14 protein-coding genes are annotated in these 14,577 nt (G+C 70.9%); 5 read left to right on the top strand and 9 right to left on the bottom strand.

From position 1 onward, the window contains the following. The first annotated feature begins 131 nt into the window (after nucleotides 1–131). Nucleotides 132–551, top strand: a complete 420-nt coding sequence (locus tag AB0P18_RS09025) for a DUF1844 domain-containing protein (protein WP_363359749.1) — start codon at nucleotides 132–134, stop codon at nucleotides 549–551. A 12-nt stretch (nucleotides 552–563) separates the two neighbouring features. Here the strand turns inward: AB0P18_RS09025 and AB0P18_RS09020 are convergent, their stop codons facing one another. The 7 genes from AB0P18_RS09020 to AB0P18_RS08990 form a co-directional block, all read right to left on the bottom strand. Then, complete coding sequence (locus tag AB0P18_RS09020; protein WP_363359748.1) at nucleotides 564–1,976, bottom strand: aminotransferase class V-fold PLP-dependent enzyme; 1,413 nt, start codon at nucleotides 1,974–1,976, stop codon at nucleotides 564–566. Between the two features lie 335 nt (nucleotides 1,977–2,311). After that, nucleotides 2,312–3,106, bottom strand: coding sequence for an SseB family protein (locus tag AB0P18_RS09015; RefSeq protein ID WP_363359747.1), 795 nt, complete (start codon nucleotides 3,104–3,106; stop codon nucleotides 2,312–2,314). Further along, nucleotides 3,090–3,836: a bifunctional 1-(5-phosphoribosyl)-5-((5-phosphoribosylamino)methylideneamino)imidazole-4-carboxamide isomerase/phosphoribosylanthranilate isomerase PriA gene (priA, locus tag AB0P18_RS09010; protein ID WP_344052939.1), complete on the bottom strand. Its 747-nt coding sequence runs from the start codon at nucleotides 3,834–3,836 to the stop codon at nucleotides 3,090–3,092. Before priA ends, AB0P18_RS09015 begins: the two co-directional genes overlap by 17 nt. Nucleotides 3,837–3,890: 54 nt before the next feature. Next, nucleotides 3,891–4,568, bottom strand: a complete 678-nt coding sequence (gene hisH, locus AB0P18_RS09005) for an imidazole glycerol phosphate synthase subunit HisH (protein WP_363359746.1) — start codon at nucleotides 4,566–4,568, stop codon at nucleotides 3,891–3,893. Further along, nucleotides 4,565–5,179: an imidazoleglycerol-phosphate dehydratase HisB gene (gene hisB, locus AB0P18_RS09000; protein ID WP_363359745.1), complete on the bottom strand. Its 615-nt coding sequence runs from the start codon at nucleotides 5,177–5,179 to the stop codon at nucleotides 4,565–4,567. The genes hisH and hisB overlap by 4 nt, the downstream gene beginning before the upstream one ends. Continuing rightward, a complete protein-coding gene (locus tag AB0P18_RS08995; protein WP_344052934.1) occupies nucleotides 5,176–6,270 on the bottom strand; it encodes a histidinol-phosphate transaminase in 1,095 nt (364 codons plus the stop codon). Before AB0P18_RS08995 ends, hisB begins: the two co-directional genes overlap by 4 nt. Nucleotides 6,271–6,320: 50 nt before the next feature. After that, the gene (locus AB0P18_RS08990; protein ID WP_344052933.1) at nucleotides 6,321–6,698 is read right to left on the bottom strand and encodes a LysM peptidoglycan-binding domain-containing protein; all 378 of its coding nucleotides are present in this window, start codon (nucleotides 6,696–6,698) and stop codon (nucleotides 6,321–6,323) included. A gap of 260 nt (nucleotides 6,699–6,958) precedes the next feature. Between AB0P18_RS08990 and lexA the strand changes: the two genes are divergently transcribed. Then, the gene (gene lexA, locus AB0P18_RS08985; protein ID WP_344052931.1) at nucleotides 6,959–7,639 is read left to right on the top strand and encodes a transcriptional repressor LexA; all 681 of its coding nucleotides are present in this window, start codon (nucleotides 6,959–6,961) and stop codon (nucleotides 7,637–7,639) included. A gap of 87 nt (nucleotides 7,640–7,726) precedes the next feature. Further along, nucleotides 7,727–9,136 carry a hypothetical protein gene (locus AB0P18_RS08980; protein WP_344052929.1) on the top strand — a complete coding sequence of 470 codons (1,410 nt, stop codon included), beginning with the start codon at nucleotides 7,727–7,729 and terminating at the stop codon, nucleotides 9,134–9,136. 59 nt (nucleotides 9,137–9,195) lie between these two features. Here AB0P18_RS08980 and AB0P18_RS08975 read toward each other — a convergent pair whose 3' ends face one another. Further along, nucleotides 9,196–10,188, bottom strand: a complete 993-nt coding sequence (locus AB0P18_RS08975) for a methylenetetrahydrofolate reductase (RefSeq protein ID WP_363359744.1) — start codon at nucleotides 10,186–10,188, stop codon at nucleotides 9,196–9,198. Between the two features lie 241 nt (nucleotides 10,189–10,429). Between AB0P18_RS08975 and AB0P18_RS08970 the strand changes: the two genes are divergently transcribed. Further along, complete coding sequence (locus tag AB0P18_RS08970) at nucleotides 10,430–12,337, top strand: prolyl oligopeptidase family serine peptidase (RefSeq protein ID WP_363359743.1); 1,908 nt, start codon at nucleotides 10,430–10,432, stop codon at nucleotides 12,335–12,337. A gap of 4 nt (nucleotides 12,338–12,341) precedes the next feature. Here the strand turns inward: AB0P18_RS08970 and hflX are convergent, their stop codons facing one another. After that, nucleotides 12,342–13,862, bottom strand: a complete 1,521-nt coding sequence (gene hflX, locus AB0P18_RS08965) for a GTPase HflX (RefSeq protein ID WP_344052924.1) — start codon at nucleotides 13,860–13,862, stop codon at nucleotides 12,342–12,344. 72 nt (nucleotides 13,863–13,934) lie between these two features. On the opposite strand from hflX, the gene AB0P18_RS08960 reads away from it, so the two are divergent. Next, entirely contained in the window at nucleotides 13,935–14,576 is a 642-nt protein-coding gene (locus AB0P18_RS08960; RefSeq protein ID WP_363359742.1) for a methyltransferase, read from the top strand. Nucleotide 14,577 lies beyond the last annotated feature (1 nt).

Below are 14,577 nucleotides of genomic sequence, written 5' to 3'. Positions count from 1 at the left end.
CCGTCCGCGAGCGGACGGGGCGGAGTGCATGACCCGGTAGCCTGGAGCGGCAAGCGCGGGTGGGATCTGATCCTCTTTCGTTCCGGAGCACAACGCTCCGAAGCCCGCGCAAGTCTAGCAGAGAGTGACACGTGGACACGATTCGGGACGGCGACGACGATCTTCAGGCCGGGCGGCTCGCTCAGGATGCCGAGCGGCGGGCGCGGTGGGAGGCTCAGGAGCGCGCGGCATCGGCCGCGACCCGCGACATCGCGGACGTCCCTGCGGTCGAGGTCATCACGACCGCCGCGGTGCACCTCATGAGTGCCGCCGCGGTGAAGGTCGGTCTCGCCGACGACCCCGGTGCGCAGAAGGACCTGGACGAAGCGCGGAAGCTCATCAACGCGCTGGCCGGACTCATCACGGCGGGGGCTCCCGAGATCAGTGACATGCACGCGCGGTCGCTGCGCGACGGACTGCGTTCGCTGCAGTTGGCCTTCCGTGAGGCATCCGTCATCCCCGACCCCATCGGCAAAGGCCCCGGCGAGAAGTGGACCGGCCCGGTCACCTGACCGGGCGCGCGCTCACTGCTTTCCGATCCGCTCTGCGGCGCGGCGCAGCGCCGCGAGGGACTCGGCGACCGCTTCGTCGTCCGTGCCGGCGTTGCTGACAGAGAACCGCAGCACGGCGCGGCCGTGCCATTCCGACGAGGATGCGAACGCGACCCCGTCGGCGCGGAGCACCTCGCCGAGCGCTCTGGTCGCCTCGTCCGTGCTCGCGGCGACGCAGACCTGGGTGAAGACGACGTCGTTGAGCACCTGCAGCCCCGGAACAGCGGTGACCCCGTCGGCGAGGAGCTGAGCGGACCGCGTGAGCCGGTCGATCAGGGCCGCGACCCCCGACGTGCCGAGCGATCGCAGCGCCGCCCACACCGGGACGCCCCGCGCCCGGCGGGACATCTCCGGCACACGCTCGTGCGGATCCGCATCGGCGGTCGTGGTTGCGGTCAGGTAGCTCGCGTGGGTGCCCATCGCCTGGCGCAGACTCACCCGGTCGCGGACGATCGCGACGCCGCAGTCGTACGGGACGTTCAGCGTCTTGTGGGCGTCGGTCGCCCACGAATCGGCATCCTCCGCGCCGCGCATCAGGTGACGCGATCGTGGACTCGCGCCCGCCCAGAGTCCGAATGCGCCGTCGACGTGCACCCAGGCACCGGCGTCGTGCGCGACAGCCACGCACTCCGCGAACGGATCGAACGCGCCGGAGTGGACGTTTCCCGCCTGCAGCGCGAGGATCGTGGGGCCCGACCTGCCCGCCAGCGCCTCTGCCAGCAGATCGGGCCGGATGCGACCCTGATCGTCGGCGTCGATGAGCTCCGCGGCGCCGAGGCCGAGAAGCCGCGCGGCGAGGTCGACCGAGCCGTGCCTCTCCGCACCCGCGAGGAACCTGATCGGCGGACCCCCGGCGAGCCCGCGCTCATCGGCATCCCACCCCGCGTCGCGGAGCACGCGCGTGCGGGCGGCCGCGAGACCGGTGAGGTTCGCCATCGTGGCCCCCGTCGTGAAGCCGACGTCGCACGCCGGGTCGAGGCCGAGCAGCTCGCACAGCCAGCGACCGGCGAGGTCCTCTGCGGCGACGACGCCCGTCGTGACCTCGCGCATCCCCGCGTTCTGATCCCACGCCGAGACGAGCCAGTCCGCCGCGAGCGACGCCGGCAGGGTGCCGCCCATCACCCAGCCGAAGAATCTCGGCGACTGCGACGCCATGAGCCCGGGCTCGACCGCCCGGATGAGGGCGTCGATCACGTCGCCGGGCGGCTCGGCATCGGTCGGCAGCTCCAGCCCGAGACGGGACTGCGTCTCGGCGACGCCGGTCGTCGCCGGGATGCCGCGCTCCGGCATCCGCGTCAACCAGTCCACGGCAGCCGCGTGCGCCCGATCGAGGGCCTCTGCCGCCGCGGGGGCGGATCGAGTGTCGTCGAAGGATGTCTGTGTCATCGCTGACCTCCTCGTGAGCCTGATCCTCCTCCTGAGGAGGAGGAGCGACAAGCCGCCTCTCAGATACCCGCTCTCCGATCCGTGTCCCCGAGAGGGTGGTCCCTGCCCCCGAGATGGTGGTTCTCCCCCCGAGATGGTGGTTCTCCCCTCGAGATGGTGGGTTTACCCCCGAGACGGTGCGTTTCCCGCCGAGATGGTGGGTTTACCCCCGAGATAGTGGGGACCATCTCGACAGAAAAGGGACCATCTCGAGGGAAAGGGGACCATCTCGGCAGAAATGGGACCATGTCGGCGGCGGGAGACGGACGGGGGCGAGGGCGAGGGCGAGGGAGGGATCAGGAGCGGATGAGCTTCACCGTCAGCGAATCGACCAGCACCGCCACGCGGTCATCGGCCGCCCACCGCTTCGCGAGCCGGCCGAGGACGGCATCCAGCTCCGCCTGCTCCAAACCGTGGATCAGCTCCAGCCGGACGATGAGCTCCGGCCCGCGCAGGCGCCCCGAAGGGTCACCGGCCTCGACGGAGAGGTCGAGCACGGCGAGCTCGCCCCCGATGCTGGCCTGCAGCCCCGCGAAGACCTCGGGCGAGGTGTAGCTCGGCTCCCACGGCAGCCCCTGCGCGATCGCCCAGACGGCCGGCCGGCGCAGCACGAACTCCGTGTCGGACCCGGGGTCGATCACGATCAGATCCGTTTCGTCCGCGGATGCCGCGAGGGCGGTGCGCGGACCGTCGGCAGGCACCGGGCGGGCGGTGGCATCCCAGCGGGACATCGCAGCGACGGAGGTGAAGACGGGGAGGACCCGACGTCCGTCGGGAGCGGCGACCGTGACGATCGAGAGCTCCTGGGTCTTGTCGACCGCAAGACCGTGCGGTCCGACGCCGTGATCGCCCTTCTCGGCGAGGAGCGGAATCAGGAGCCGGGCCGGCCGATACGCGTCCACGACGGCGACGGCATCGCCCAGACTCCCGGCCGCGACCTCCGCGCGGAACGCGATCAGCGCCGCCAGAAGTGCGGGATCGGCCGAACCGTCGTCGCCGGAGTGAGGATTGGGCTCGAAGCTGCGCCCCTCCCACGGGACCCCGGCCGAATCACCCGCGTGGGGATGATGCCCGTCAGTGCCCTGCGACATCCAGCGCCTCGGCGAGCGTGAACGCGCCCGCATACAGGGCCTTGCCCACGATCGCGCCCTCGACGCCGAGGGGAACGAGGTCGCGGAGCGCCGCGATGTCGTCCAGGCTCGACACACCGCCGGAGGCGATCACGGGCTTCGGCGTGCGTGCGGTGAGCTCACGGAGCAGCTCGATGTTGGGCCCCTGCAGAGTGCCGTCCTTCGTCACGTCGGTCACGACGTAGCGGCTGCACCCGGCGGCCTCGAGCCGGTCCAGCACGGTCCACAGGTCGCCGCCCTCCTGGGTCCAGCCGCGCGCGGCGAGCGTCGTGCCGCGGACATCCAGGCCCACCGCGATCAGATCGCCGTACCGGCCGATGACATCCGCCGCCCACTCGGGGTTCTCCAGCGCCGCGGTGCCGAGGTTGATGCGCGATGCGCCGCTCTCCAAGGCGGCCTCCAGGCTGCGATCGTCGCGGATCCCGCCGGAGACCTCGACCTGCACGCCGCGCACCTGCTTGATGACCTTGCGGATCACCGCGGTGTTGCTGCCGCGTCCGAACGCCGCGTCGAGGTCGACGAGGTGGATCCACTCGGCGCCCTGCTTCGCCCATTCGAGGGCGGCATCCACCGGGTCGCCGTAGTTCGTCTCCGTGCCGGCCTCCCCCTGCGTGAGGCGGACGGCCTTGCCGTCGGCGACGTCGACAGCGGGCAGCAGGATCAACTCAGGCGTTGACGCGAAATCGTTCATGGCTCCTCGTGCGGAATGACGCGGGAGCGCAGTGCTCGCGCAGGTGGCACGATCTCAGAGGGTAGCCCCGCCGAGCCCGTCGATCCAATTCGCGAGAAGACGGATGCCGGCATCCCCCGACTTCTCCGGGTGGAACTGCGTAGCAGCGAGCGGTCCGTTCTCGACGGCCGCGAGGAACGGGCGCCCATACGTGCACCACGTGAGCGCCGGTGCGGGGAACGGGCGCTGCACCTCGAGTGTCCAGTGCTGCGCGGCGAATGAGTGCACGAAGTAGAACCGCTCGCTCTCGATGCCGCGGAACAGCCGCGAGCCCTCACCGGCCTCGACGGTGTTCCAGCCCATGTGCGGAAGGACGGGAGCGTCGAGCTCCGTAACCGCGCCGGGCCACTCCCCCAGGCCCTCGGTGTCGACGCCGCGTTCGACGCCGTGCTCGAACAGCACCTGCATGCCGACGCAGATGCCGAGCACGGGTCGACCGCCCGCGAGGCGCCGGTCGATGATCTCGTCGCCTCGGCGGGCACGAAGCGCCTCCATGACCGCGCGGAACGCACCGACACCGGGCACGACGAGGCCGGCGGCGTCGTCGATGAGCCCGCGATCGGCGGTCAGGCGCGCATCGGCACCGGCGGCGATGAGCGCCTTGACGGCGGAATGGACATTGCCTGAGCCATAGTCCAGCACCGCGACGAGCGGCCGTTCGGCGCGCTCGTCCGGCGTGGCGGATTCCGTCACAGAGCACCCTTCGTGCTCGGGACACCCTCGATCAGCGGGTCGAGTGCCTTCGCCTGACGGAACGCCCGGGCGAAGGCCTTGTACTCGGCCTCCGCGATGTGATGGGGGTCGCGGCCGGCGAGCACGCGGACGTGCACCGTGAGTCCGGCGTTGAATGCGATCGCCTCGAAGGTGTGCCGCACGAGCGAACCGGTGAAGCGCCCGCCGATCAGGTGCAACTCGTAGCCCGCGGGCTCACCGTCGTGGACGAGGTACGGGCGTCCGCTGATGTCCACGACCGCCTGCGCGAGTGCTTCATCCAGCGGCACGAGGGCGTCGCCGTAGCGAGAGATGCCGGACTTGTCACCCAGCGCTTCGCGGATCGCCTGCCCGAGGACGATCGCGACGTCCTCCACGGTGTGGTGCGCGTCGATGTCGGTGTCGCCGGACGCCCGCACGGTCAGATCGGTCAGCGAGTGCTTCGCGAACGCCGTGAGGAGGTGGTCGAAGAACGGCACCGTCGTGTCGATGTGGCTGCGGCCCGTCCCGTCCAGGTCGATTTCGAGTTCGACGGTGGATTCGCTCGTCGAGCGACGGATCGAAGCCGTGCGGGGGCTTCCGGGGCGGCTCATGAGGACGAGTCTAGTGAGGCGAGCGCGTCCAGGAACGCGGTCGTCTCCTGCTCGGTGCCGGCCGTCACACGAAGGTGGTGAGGGATGCCGACGTCCCGGATCAGTACGCCGTGGTCGTACAGACCCTGCCAGGTGGCGGCGGGGTCGTCGACGCCGCCGAACAGCACGAAGTTGGTCCAGGACTCGTAGGGGTCGTAACCGATCGCGTCGAGGGTGGCTGACATCCGGTCGCGCTGTGCAACGATCTCATCGACCATCGCGAGCATCGTGTGCGAGTGACGCAGAGCTGCGGATGCCGCCGCCTGCGTGAGCGCGCTCAAGTGGTACGGCAGGCGCACGAGGCGGAGGGCGTCGATGAGAGCGGGATCGGCGGCGAGATATCCCACTCGGGCTCCGGCGAACGCGAAGGCTTTGCTCATGGTCCGCGAGACGACCATCCGCTCGCGGCCCGGCAGCAGCGCGAGTGCGGATCCCGCGTCGTGCGGTGCGAACTCCTGGTAGGCCTCGTCGACCACCACGATGCCGTCCGTAGCGTCGTAGATCGCAGCGATCGCCTCGAGGCTCATCGGTGTGCCGGTCGGGTTGTTCGGCGAGCAGAGGAAGACGACATCCGGTGCCGCCTCCTCGACCTGCCTCGTCGCGTCGTCGACCTCGACGGAGAAGTCCGGGCCGCGCGTGCCGGCGATCCATTCCGCACCGGTCGCGCGGGTCAGAAGCGGATACATCGAATACGTCGGCGCGAAGCCGAACGCGGTGCGGCCCGGCCCGCCGAACGCCTGCAGCACGTGCTGCAGGACTTCGTTCGAGCCGTTCGCCGCCCAGATCTGCTCGCGCGTGACCCCGTAGCCGAGATACTCCGCGAAGCCCTCGCGCAGCGCCGTGAACTCCCGATCGGGATAGCGGTTCACGTCCCGGAGAGCGAGCGCGACGGCATCCAGGATGTCGTCGGCCACATCCTGCGGCACGGGGTGGGTGTTCTCGTTCACGTTGAGGGCGACGGGCAGCGCGGCCTGGGGGGCGCCGTATGGCGTCATCCCTCGGAGGTGGTCGCGCAGGGGAAGGTCATCGAGGCGGATGCTCACCTCTCCCATGGTAGAGCCGCCGCGACGCCCGGTCCGCGTGAAGAGGCGACCGCCGGCACTCAGGGTGCGGTGTCGTACTCGCTCGGGATCGCGAGCTGCTGCCCGGCTGACACCGTCACGCCGTCGAGCGCGTTCAGGCGCACGATCGCGTCGACCACATCGCGCGGGTCCGCACCCGGCGCGACCTGCTCGGCGATGGACCACAGCGACTGCCCTGCCGTCACCGTGACGGTCGTGAACGACTCCGCCGGCGCGCCGGCGTCGCGCGAGGCCAGAGCGCTGCCGCCGCTGACGACCGCAAGACTCAGGGCGATCACGGCCGGCAGCGCTGCGATCGACGCCAGCACCCGTCGCCCGCGGGCCGTCAGACGCAGCCGCGTGGCACGGTGCCCCGCGATGTCGCCGTAGGACCGGGTCGGAATGCTGATGGCGGTCATGTCGTCCTCCTGGATGAAGAGAAGAGATTCGCACCCCCGCCTCGGCCGGGAGGCCGGGATGCGAAGCTCTCTTCCGAAGCTATCTTCGATGTTCTACGATGTCAACCGGTATTCGACGTCTCTGATGTTCGAACGCGACACGCGGACGTGATGCCCGGACACCGGAGCCGAACCGGATACGGTTTCGATGGGAACACCCCACCACGGACCTCCGACATTCGAAGACGATGCCCGGATCGGGAGAGACAGGAGCGGGACAGATGAGCGACGCGAGCGGACGCGACAAGCCCCAGACGCGACGGCGCAAGAGCCTCAGCGACAAGCAGCTCGCGATCCTGGAAGTCATCCAGCGGTCGATCGCGCGGCACGGCTACCCGCCGAGCATGCGCGAGATCGGTGACGCCGTCGGGTTGAAGTCGCTCTCCAGCGTGACGCACCAGCTCAACCAGCTCGAACTCAGCGGATACCTCCGCCGCGACGCCGGCAAGACGCGTGCGATGGAGGTGCTGATCGATCTCCCCGGCATGTCCACCGAGAACCCGGCGGACACGGCTCCGAGCGTGGGCGACGCCGCGATGGTGCCGCTGGTCGGACGCATCGCCGCGGGTACGCCCATCACGGCCGAGCAGCAGGTCGAGGAGATCTTCCCTCTCCCCCGTCAGCTCGTCGGCAAGGGCGACCTGTTCATGCTGAAGGTGCAGGGCGAGTCGATGATCGACGCGGCGATCTGCGACGGCGACTGGGTCGTCGTGCGTCAGCAGCAGACGGCGCAGAACGGCGACATCGTGGCGGCGATGCTCGACGAAGAAGCGACGGTCAAGACGTTCCGTCAGCGCGACGGGCACACGTGGCTCCTGCCCCGCAACTCGGCGTTCGAGCCGATTCTCGGCGACGACGCGGTCGTGCTCGGCAAGGTCGTGGCGGTCCTGCGCGCCGTCTGAGCCGCCGGCGCGATTATCACCCGTTCCGGGTGGGATGCCGCGCGGCCGTTTGCGCCAGGATGAGGTCATCCGCACCGAGGAGGCCCCATGTCCGCCATGACCGACGACGATCTGCGCGCCGAACTGGACGCGCTGCGCGCCGAGAACGCGGCGCTCCGCGCGCGGGACACGGACGCCGTCGCGCCGGAGCCCCGCACCGCACGCTGGCGCGCCTTCGTCTCCGCGCTGTGCATCGTGATCGCGACGATCCTCGTCCCCACCTCCATCGTCGCCGCCTGGGCGCGGGTGCAGCTCGTGGAGGAGGACGCGTTCGTCAGCACACTCGCGCCGCTCGTCGACGATCCCGCCGTGCAGGGACTCATCATCGACGAGACGATGACCGCGATCACCGATCAGGTCGACTTCGACCAGCTCACCGCGAACGTTTTCGACGGCATCGCCGACCTCGGCCTCCCGCCGCGCGCCGTGCAGGCCCTCGGGCTCCTCCAGGCTCCCGCGGCGGACGGCCTTGAGAGCCTGGTCGATCAGACCGTGACGAGGGTGGTGCAGTCCGACGCGTTCTCGGACGTCTGGGCCACCGCCACGCGCGCGGCGCACCGCGCCCTCACGACGGCGGCGACATCGGACGGCGGCGGACTGGTCGTGAGGACCCCGGACGGCGTCGGCATCCAACTCGGGGCCATCGTCGATCGCGTGAAGGCGAACCTCGTCGACCGCGGCGTCGGCATCGCGCAGCTGATCCCGTCGGTGGACAAGGTCGTCATCGTCGGCGAAGGGGACAATCTGGCCGCGATCCGGACCGGCTACGCCCTCACCGCGGCCCTGGGATGGTGGCTGCCCGTCCTCACCCTCGGCCTCTTCGGTCTCGGCATCCTCTTCGCCCGGCGACGGAGCGTCGCGATCCTCGGGTCGGGCATCGGCTTCGCGATCGGCGCGGCAACGCTCGTCGCCGGCCTGTCGGTCGGGACGGTGGTGGTGAGCACCGTCGCGGGCGATCTGGATCTGTCGCCGGCGGCGCTGGACGCGATCTACCAGCGCATGGTCGGGGCGATGCAGCAGACGGCCCTCGTGGGCGTGCTGCTGGGCGTGCTGATCGCACTGGTGGGCTGGCTCATGGGCCGTTCGAAGCCCGCGCGCAGCGTCCGCTCGACCGCGGAGGCGCTCAACGGGTCCGCCCGCCGGCAGTTGGCGGCGCGGGGCCTGGACACCGGGGCCTTCGGAGCGTGGCTCGGCCGCTACCGGGTTCTCGTGCGCACGATCATCGCCGTCCTCGCCGTGCTGTGGCTGTTCGCGCTGCGTCCGCTCACGGTCGGCGACATCCTCCTCGTCGTGGTCGTCGCACTCGTGGTCGGCTGGACGCTCGAACTTCTGCAGCGGCGGGACGACGCGGTCGTTCCCGCTGCCGCGGACGACTTGTCCCCCGCATCTGACACCGTCGGCCCTGCGGACGTGACCGACACGACGGTCGTGACCGACGGCCCGACCACGGCACGGTGATCGAACCGGTCGTCGTCAGCTCACACGCGATCGTGCCGGCTTGAGACCGAGCCGCGATGTCATCCGTGCGGCGTCATCGTGCGGCGGCCCACAGGGCTCGTGGCCAGCAGGTCGGCTTCGCGCAGCACGGCCAGCACGGTCTCGTGGTTGTTGAACGCGTACAGGTGGACGCCGGGCGCGCCGTGGTCTGACACCTCGCGGGCGAGCTCGGCGGCGTGGGAGATGCCGATCCGTGCCTGATGCTGCGGGGTGCTCTCCCGTGCGAGCGCTTCCGCGAGCGCGCGCGGCCGCGCTTCGCCGGTCAGCTCGAGAACGCGGTTCAGACGCGCCGGAGAGGTGATCGGCATGATGCCGGGGAGGATCGGCATCGTGACCCCAGCGTCGCGCGCCTCATCGACGAAGCGGAGGTAGTCCTCGGCGTCGAAGAAGAGCTGCGTGATCGCGAGCGTCGCACCGGCCGCCTCTTTCGCGACCAGCGCGTCGATGTGCTCACGCGGATGCCGGGAGCGCGGGTGGCCGTTCGGGAACGCGGCGACCGCGACCTGCGCGGGCCGGCGGCGGTTGACGCCGACCGCACCCGGCAGCCCCGGGATGCCGTACTCGGTGTACGGCGAACGCTCCGCCTGGACGCGCCCGATGAGCTGCGTCAGCTGGGCGGCGCTCTCGAGATCGCCGACGAACTCGTCGCCCTCGGCCGCGCCGGCGGGCGGATCGCCGCGCAGGGCGAGGAAGCTCAGGATGCCGGCATCCAGGAATTCGCGGATGAGCGCGGTCGCCCCTTCGTAGGTGTTGCCGACGCACGTCAGGTGGGCGAGCGGCTCGACGTCCGTCTCTCGGCGGATGTGCTTCAGGACCTCGAGCGAGCGCCCGCCGGTGGACCCGCCCGCGCCGTACGTGACGGAGATGAATCGCGGGCCGACCGCGGCGAGCTGCCGGATCGTTTCGTGCAGGGCCGCCTCGCGGGCATCGGTCCGGGGCGGGTAGAGCTCGAAGGAGAAGGGCACCACGGGCGCGCTGCCGGTGGGCGCGGGTGCAGTGAGGTCGAAAGTCATGAGCGTTTCAGATCGAGTCGGTGGGCCGGACGGCCGCGATACGCGCACGGGCGCGTCTGCGTCGCGGGCGGGTGCCGGGCTCGGCTGTCGCTCCAGCCCGGTCGGTGCCGGGCGATGATGCTCGACGGTATCGGATCGGGACACGCGCCGCGAGGCCGTGTTGCGCTCTGTGTCGGCACCGGACTCGCCCGCCGCGCATCGGGACCTGCAGCCGGCTCGGATACCGGCCTACGGTGGAGGCATGACCCAGACCCTCCCCTACGGATCCTGGCCCTCTCCGCTGACCGCCGCCGAGGTGTCGGCCGCGACGCCCCGCATCGACGGTGCACGCTTCGTCGGCGCGGACGTGTGGTGGGGCGAAGGCATCGCGGACCAGGGCGGGCGCACGGGTGTCCGCCGCCGCGACGCGTCCGGTGCGGTCGTGGACGTCCTGCCCGCACCGTGGAGCGCGAGGTCCCGCGTGCACGAGTACGGTGGCGGCGCGTGGACGGCGACGCCGGACGGTGTCCTGCTGTTCGTGGAGCGATCCGATCAGCGCGTCTACGCGCTGTCGGCGGGCCAGGAGCCGCGACCGCTCACTCCCGCGGGCACCGGCGACCGCTACGGCGGATTGTCGTGGCAGGACGGCACGCTCCTCGCCGTCCGCGAGACCCACGACGGCCGCCCGGTGCCGACTCGCGCGATCGTCGCGATCCCGACGGACGGTTCCGGACCGACCGAGATCGTCGCCGACAGCGACTTCGTCGCGCACCCGGCGCTGTCCCCCAGCGGGCGCCACATCGCGTGGATCGCGTGGAACCATCCGAATATGCCGTGGGACGCGTCCGAAGTCCGCGTGGGCCGCCTGGAGGACGGCGTCGTCGCCGAGTGGGCGACGATCGCGGGAGGTTCGAGCTCGCCCGTGCAGCCCGTGTGGGTCGGCGATGACGACCTGCTGTACGCCGACGACACCTCGGGCCGCTGGAACCTGTGGCGCGAGCACCTGTCGGCGGACCTGCCTCGGCGGCCCGTGGCGCCCGCAGACGCGGACACCGGCGGACCGATCTGGGTACTGGGCACGCGCTGGTTCACCACCGTCGAGGGTGGCCGCGTCGTGGCGGTGCGCACGCACGGCGACGATTCCCTCGTGCTCATCGACGCCGACGGGACGGTGCGCGAGCTCGCGGCATCCCTCACCTCAGAGGTGTGCATCGAGGACGTCCGCGGATCGCGCGTGCTCGTCTCCGGCTCCTCGGCCACCGCGCCGAGCGAGCTGCGGATCATCGACGTCGACGATCCGTCGGGCGGCCTCCTCGTCCACGGCGGCGCACCGGAGTGGGCCGACGAATGGATGCCGCGCCCCCGCCCCGTGACGTTCGACGGGCCGACCGGCCCCGTCCACGCGTTCGACTACCCGCCGAGGAACCCCGGCGTCCAGGCATCCGAGGACGAACGCCCGCCGTACGTCGTGCTCGTGCACGGCGGACCGACCGCGCACCGTGGGGGTGCGGCATCCGGGCGGATCGCGTACTTCACCAGCCGGGGAATCGGCGTGCTGGACGTGAACTACGGGGGCTCCAGCGGCTACGGCCGGGCATATCGGGAACGGCTGCGAGGGCAGTGGGGCGTCGTGGACGTCCAGGACGTCGCCGCCGCTGCCGACGGCCTCGCAGCGACCGGAGCCGCCGACGCGCGCCGGATGGCGGTGGCCGGCGGGTCCGCCGGCGGCTGGACGGTGCTCGCCGCCCTCGTGAGCACCGACACGTTCGCGGCCGGGATCTCGCGCTACGGCGTCGGCGATGCCCGGACGCTCGCGACCGACACGCACGACTTCGAGGCGCGCTACCTGGACGGACTCATCGGCCCGCTTCCCGAGGCGGAACAGCTGTACATCCAGCGCTCACCGCTGAGCAGACCCGAGCGGTTCCGTGTCCCCCTGTTGCTCCTGCAGGGGGACGAGGACCCGGTGGTTCCGCCCGCGCAAGCCGAGGCGATCCGCGACGCTCTGCGCGCGCACGAGGTTCCACACGCGTACATCCTGTTCGAGGGCGAGGGTCACGGGTTCCGGCGGGCGGAGAACGTCATCCGGGCTCTCGAGAGCGAGCTGGCGTTCCTCGGCGCCGTCTTCGGGTTCGACACGCCCGGGGTCGCGCGGCTCGAGCTGGACTGACGGGTCAGAGCGCGAACGCCGCGAGCTCCGCCGCCAGACGCTCGGACACGTGCGCGTGCAGGGCCGTACCGCCCTCCTCGTGCGTCTCGGAGACGATGATGCCGCTCTCGTGCGCCGCCGACACCAGGTCGCCGCGGTCGTAGGGCACGAGCGCACGGATCTCCACCGCCGGCAGCGGCAGCGCCGCCTCGATCGCCGCGCGCAGCTCATCGATGCCCTCACCGGTGCGCGACGAGGCGAACAGAGCACGCGGCTCGAGTCCACGCAGCACGAGGCGGGTGTCCTCGTCGACGAGGTCGGCCTTGTTGAAGACGACGATCTCGGTGATGTCGCGCGCACCGACGTCGCCGATCACATCGCGGACCGTCTGCAGCTGCGCGGCGGGATCGGGGTGCGCGGCATCCACGACGTGGACGATCACGTCCGCCTCGCCGACTTCCTCGAGGGTCGACCGGAAGGCCTCGACGAGCTGGTGCGGCAGATTGCGGACGAAGCCGACCGTGTCGGTGAGCGTGTAGACGCGTCCGTCGGATGCCGCGGCACGGCGCACCGTCGCATCGAGCGTCGCGAACAAGGCGTTCTCGACGAGGACTCCCGCGCTGGTGAGACGGTTCAGCAGGCTGGACTTGCCGGCGTTGGTGTACCCGGCGATCGCGACCGAGGGGATCGTGTGGCGTTTGCGCTCGGCGCGTTTGGCATCGCGTGCGGGAGCGAAATCACGGATCTGTCGGCGCAGCAGGGCCATCTTGGTGCGGATCCGCCGGCGGTCGAGCTCGATCTTCGTCTCACCGGGACCGCGTGAACCCATTCCCGCGCCGCCCGCGCCCACCTGGCCACCGGCCTGGCGGCTCATCGAGTCACCCCAGCCGCGCAGGCGCGGCAGCAGGTATTCGAGCTGGGCGAGCTCGACCTGGGCCTTGCCCTCGCGGCTCTTCGCGTGCTGGCTGAAGATGTCGAGGATCACCGTCGTGCGGTCGATCACCTTGACCTTCACAACGTCCTCGAGCGCGCGACGCTGGCTCGGCGCGAGTTCGGTGTCGGCGATCACGGTGTCCGCACCCACCGCGGCGACGATGTCCCGCAGTTCCGCCGCCTTGCCTCGCCCGACGTACGTGGCCGGGTCCGGGTGCGGTCGGCGCTGCATGACACCGTCGAGCACGACGGCGCCGGCGGTCTCGGCGAGAGCCGCGAGTTCGCGCAGGGAGTTCTCCGCGTCCTCCTGCTCGCCCTGCGGATGGACGCCCACGAGCACGACGTTCTCGAGGCGGAGCTGCCGGTATTCGACCTCGGTGACGTCCTCGAGCTCGGTGGACAGCCCCGGCACCCGACGCAGGGCCGCGCGCTCCTCGCGGTCCCACTGCTCTCCGTCCGTGTCGGACGAGGTCGCGGTCGCGGTGTCCTGCAGCGCCTGAGCGGCACCGAACACGCGGACGCCCGCGTGGGACTGCGCTCGGTCGAGGACGCGCTGCACCGGGTCGACCGCCTCGTCGACCTGCACAGCGTCCGATTTCGTGGTATCCGTCATGGGTTCCTTCCGTGATGCCCGTAAACTCTAGCTCTTGCTCCCCCGGGTGCTCTCTCCGCTACGCTCGCAAGCATGTCGGGGGACCACTACTTCAGCGCGTCGCCGGCGAGTGCAGAGAACCTCCGCCGCATCCGTGCGACCCTCGCGGGTGCCGAGGTGGAGCTCACCACCGCGGGCGGGGTGTTCAGCCCCGATCACGTGGACTCCGGCACCGCCGTCCTTCTGGCCAACACCCCTCCGCCCCCGCCCGGCGGTCACCTGCTCGACCTGGGCAGCGGATGGGGTCCGATCGCGCTGTCGCTGGCGATGCAAGCGCCGCACGCCACGGTGTGGGCGGTCGATGTCAACGACCGGGCGCTCGACCTCGTCAGACGGAACGCCCACGACCTCGGTCTCGTCAGTGTCAACGCTGTGCGCCCCGACGATGTTCCCGAGGACGTCACGTTCCGGACGATCCGCTCCAATCCCCCGATCCGGGTGGGCAAGAACGAACTGCACGGCCTTCTCGAGCGGTGGATCCCGCGCCTGGACGAGCGCTCCGACGCGTGGCTCGTCGTGCAGCGCAACCTCGGATCCGATTCGCTGCAGCGCTGGCTGGCAGCGTCCTTCACGCCGGGCTTCAGCGTGCACAGAACGGCGACGGCGCGCGGATTCCGCGTGATCAAGGTACGCCGACACGGCTCTCCGCCGACGAGCGAGATCGACGTGATCTGAT

Source organism: Microbacterium sp. NPDC064584 (assembly GCF_040687315.1).
Classification (GTDB): domain Bacteria; phylum Actinomycetota; class Actinomycetes; order Actinomycetales; family Microbacteriaceae; genus Microbacterium; species Microbacterium lacus.
Note: the sequence above shows the minus strand (reverse complement) of the source record. Positions and strands in the feature narration are given on the sequence as shown.

Bases quoted from the DNA above. Each gene is read 5' to 3' on its own strand.
- AB0P18_RS08995 (WP_344052934.1), bottom strand. From the start codon at position 6,270: ATGGGAGAGGTGAGCATCCGCCTCGATGACCTTCCCCTGCGCGACCAC.
- AB0P18_RS08960 (WP_363359742.1), top strand. From the start codon at position 13,935: ATGTCGGGGGACCACTACTTCAGCGCGTCGCCGGCGAGTGCAGAGAAC.
- hflX (WP_344052924.1), bottom strand. From the start codon at position 13,862: ATGACGGATACCACGAAATCGGACGCTGTGCAGGTCGACGAGGCGGTC.
- priA (WP_344052939.1), bottom strand. From the start codon at position 3,836: ATGAACGATTTCGCGTCAACGCCTGAGTTGATCCTGCTGCCCGCTGTC.
- AB0P18_RS09015 (WP_363359747.1), bottom strand. From the start codon at position 3,106: ATGTCGCAGGGCACTGACGGGCATCATCCCCACGCGGGTGATTCGGCC.
- hisB (WP_363359745.1), bottom strand. From the start codon at position 5,179: ATGAGCCGCCCCGGAAGCCCCCGCACGGCTTCGATCCGTCGCTCGACG.
- lexA (WP_344052931.1), top strand. From the start codon at position 6,959: ATGAGCGACGCGAGCGGACGCGACAAGCCCCAGACGCGACGGCGCAAG.
- AB0P18_RS08980 (WP_344052929.1), top strand. From the start codon at position 7,727: ATGTCCGCCATGACCGACGACGATCTGCGCGCCGAACTGGACGCGCTG.
- AB0P18_RS09020 (WP_363359748.1), bottom strand. From the start codon at position 1,976: ATGACACAGACATCCTTCGACGACACTCGATCCGCCCCCGCGGCGGCA.
- AB0P18_RS08975 (WP_363359744.1), bottom strand. From the start codon at position 10,188: ATGACTTTCGACCTCACTGCACCCGCGCCCACCGGCAGCGCGCCCGTG.
- AB0P18_RS08990 (WP_344052933.1), bottom strand. From the start codon at position 6,698: ATGACCGCCATCAGCATTCCGACCCGGTCCTACGGCGACATCGCGGGG.
- AB0P18_RS08970 (WP_363359743.1), top strand. From the start codon at position 10,430: ATGACCCAGACCCTCCCCTACGGATCCTGGCCCTCTCCGCTGACCGCC.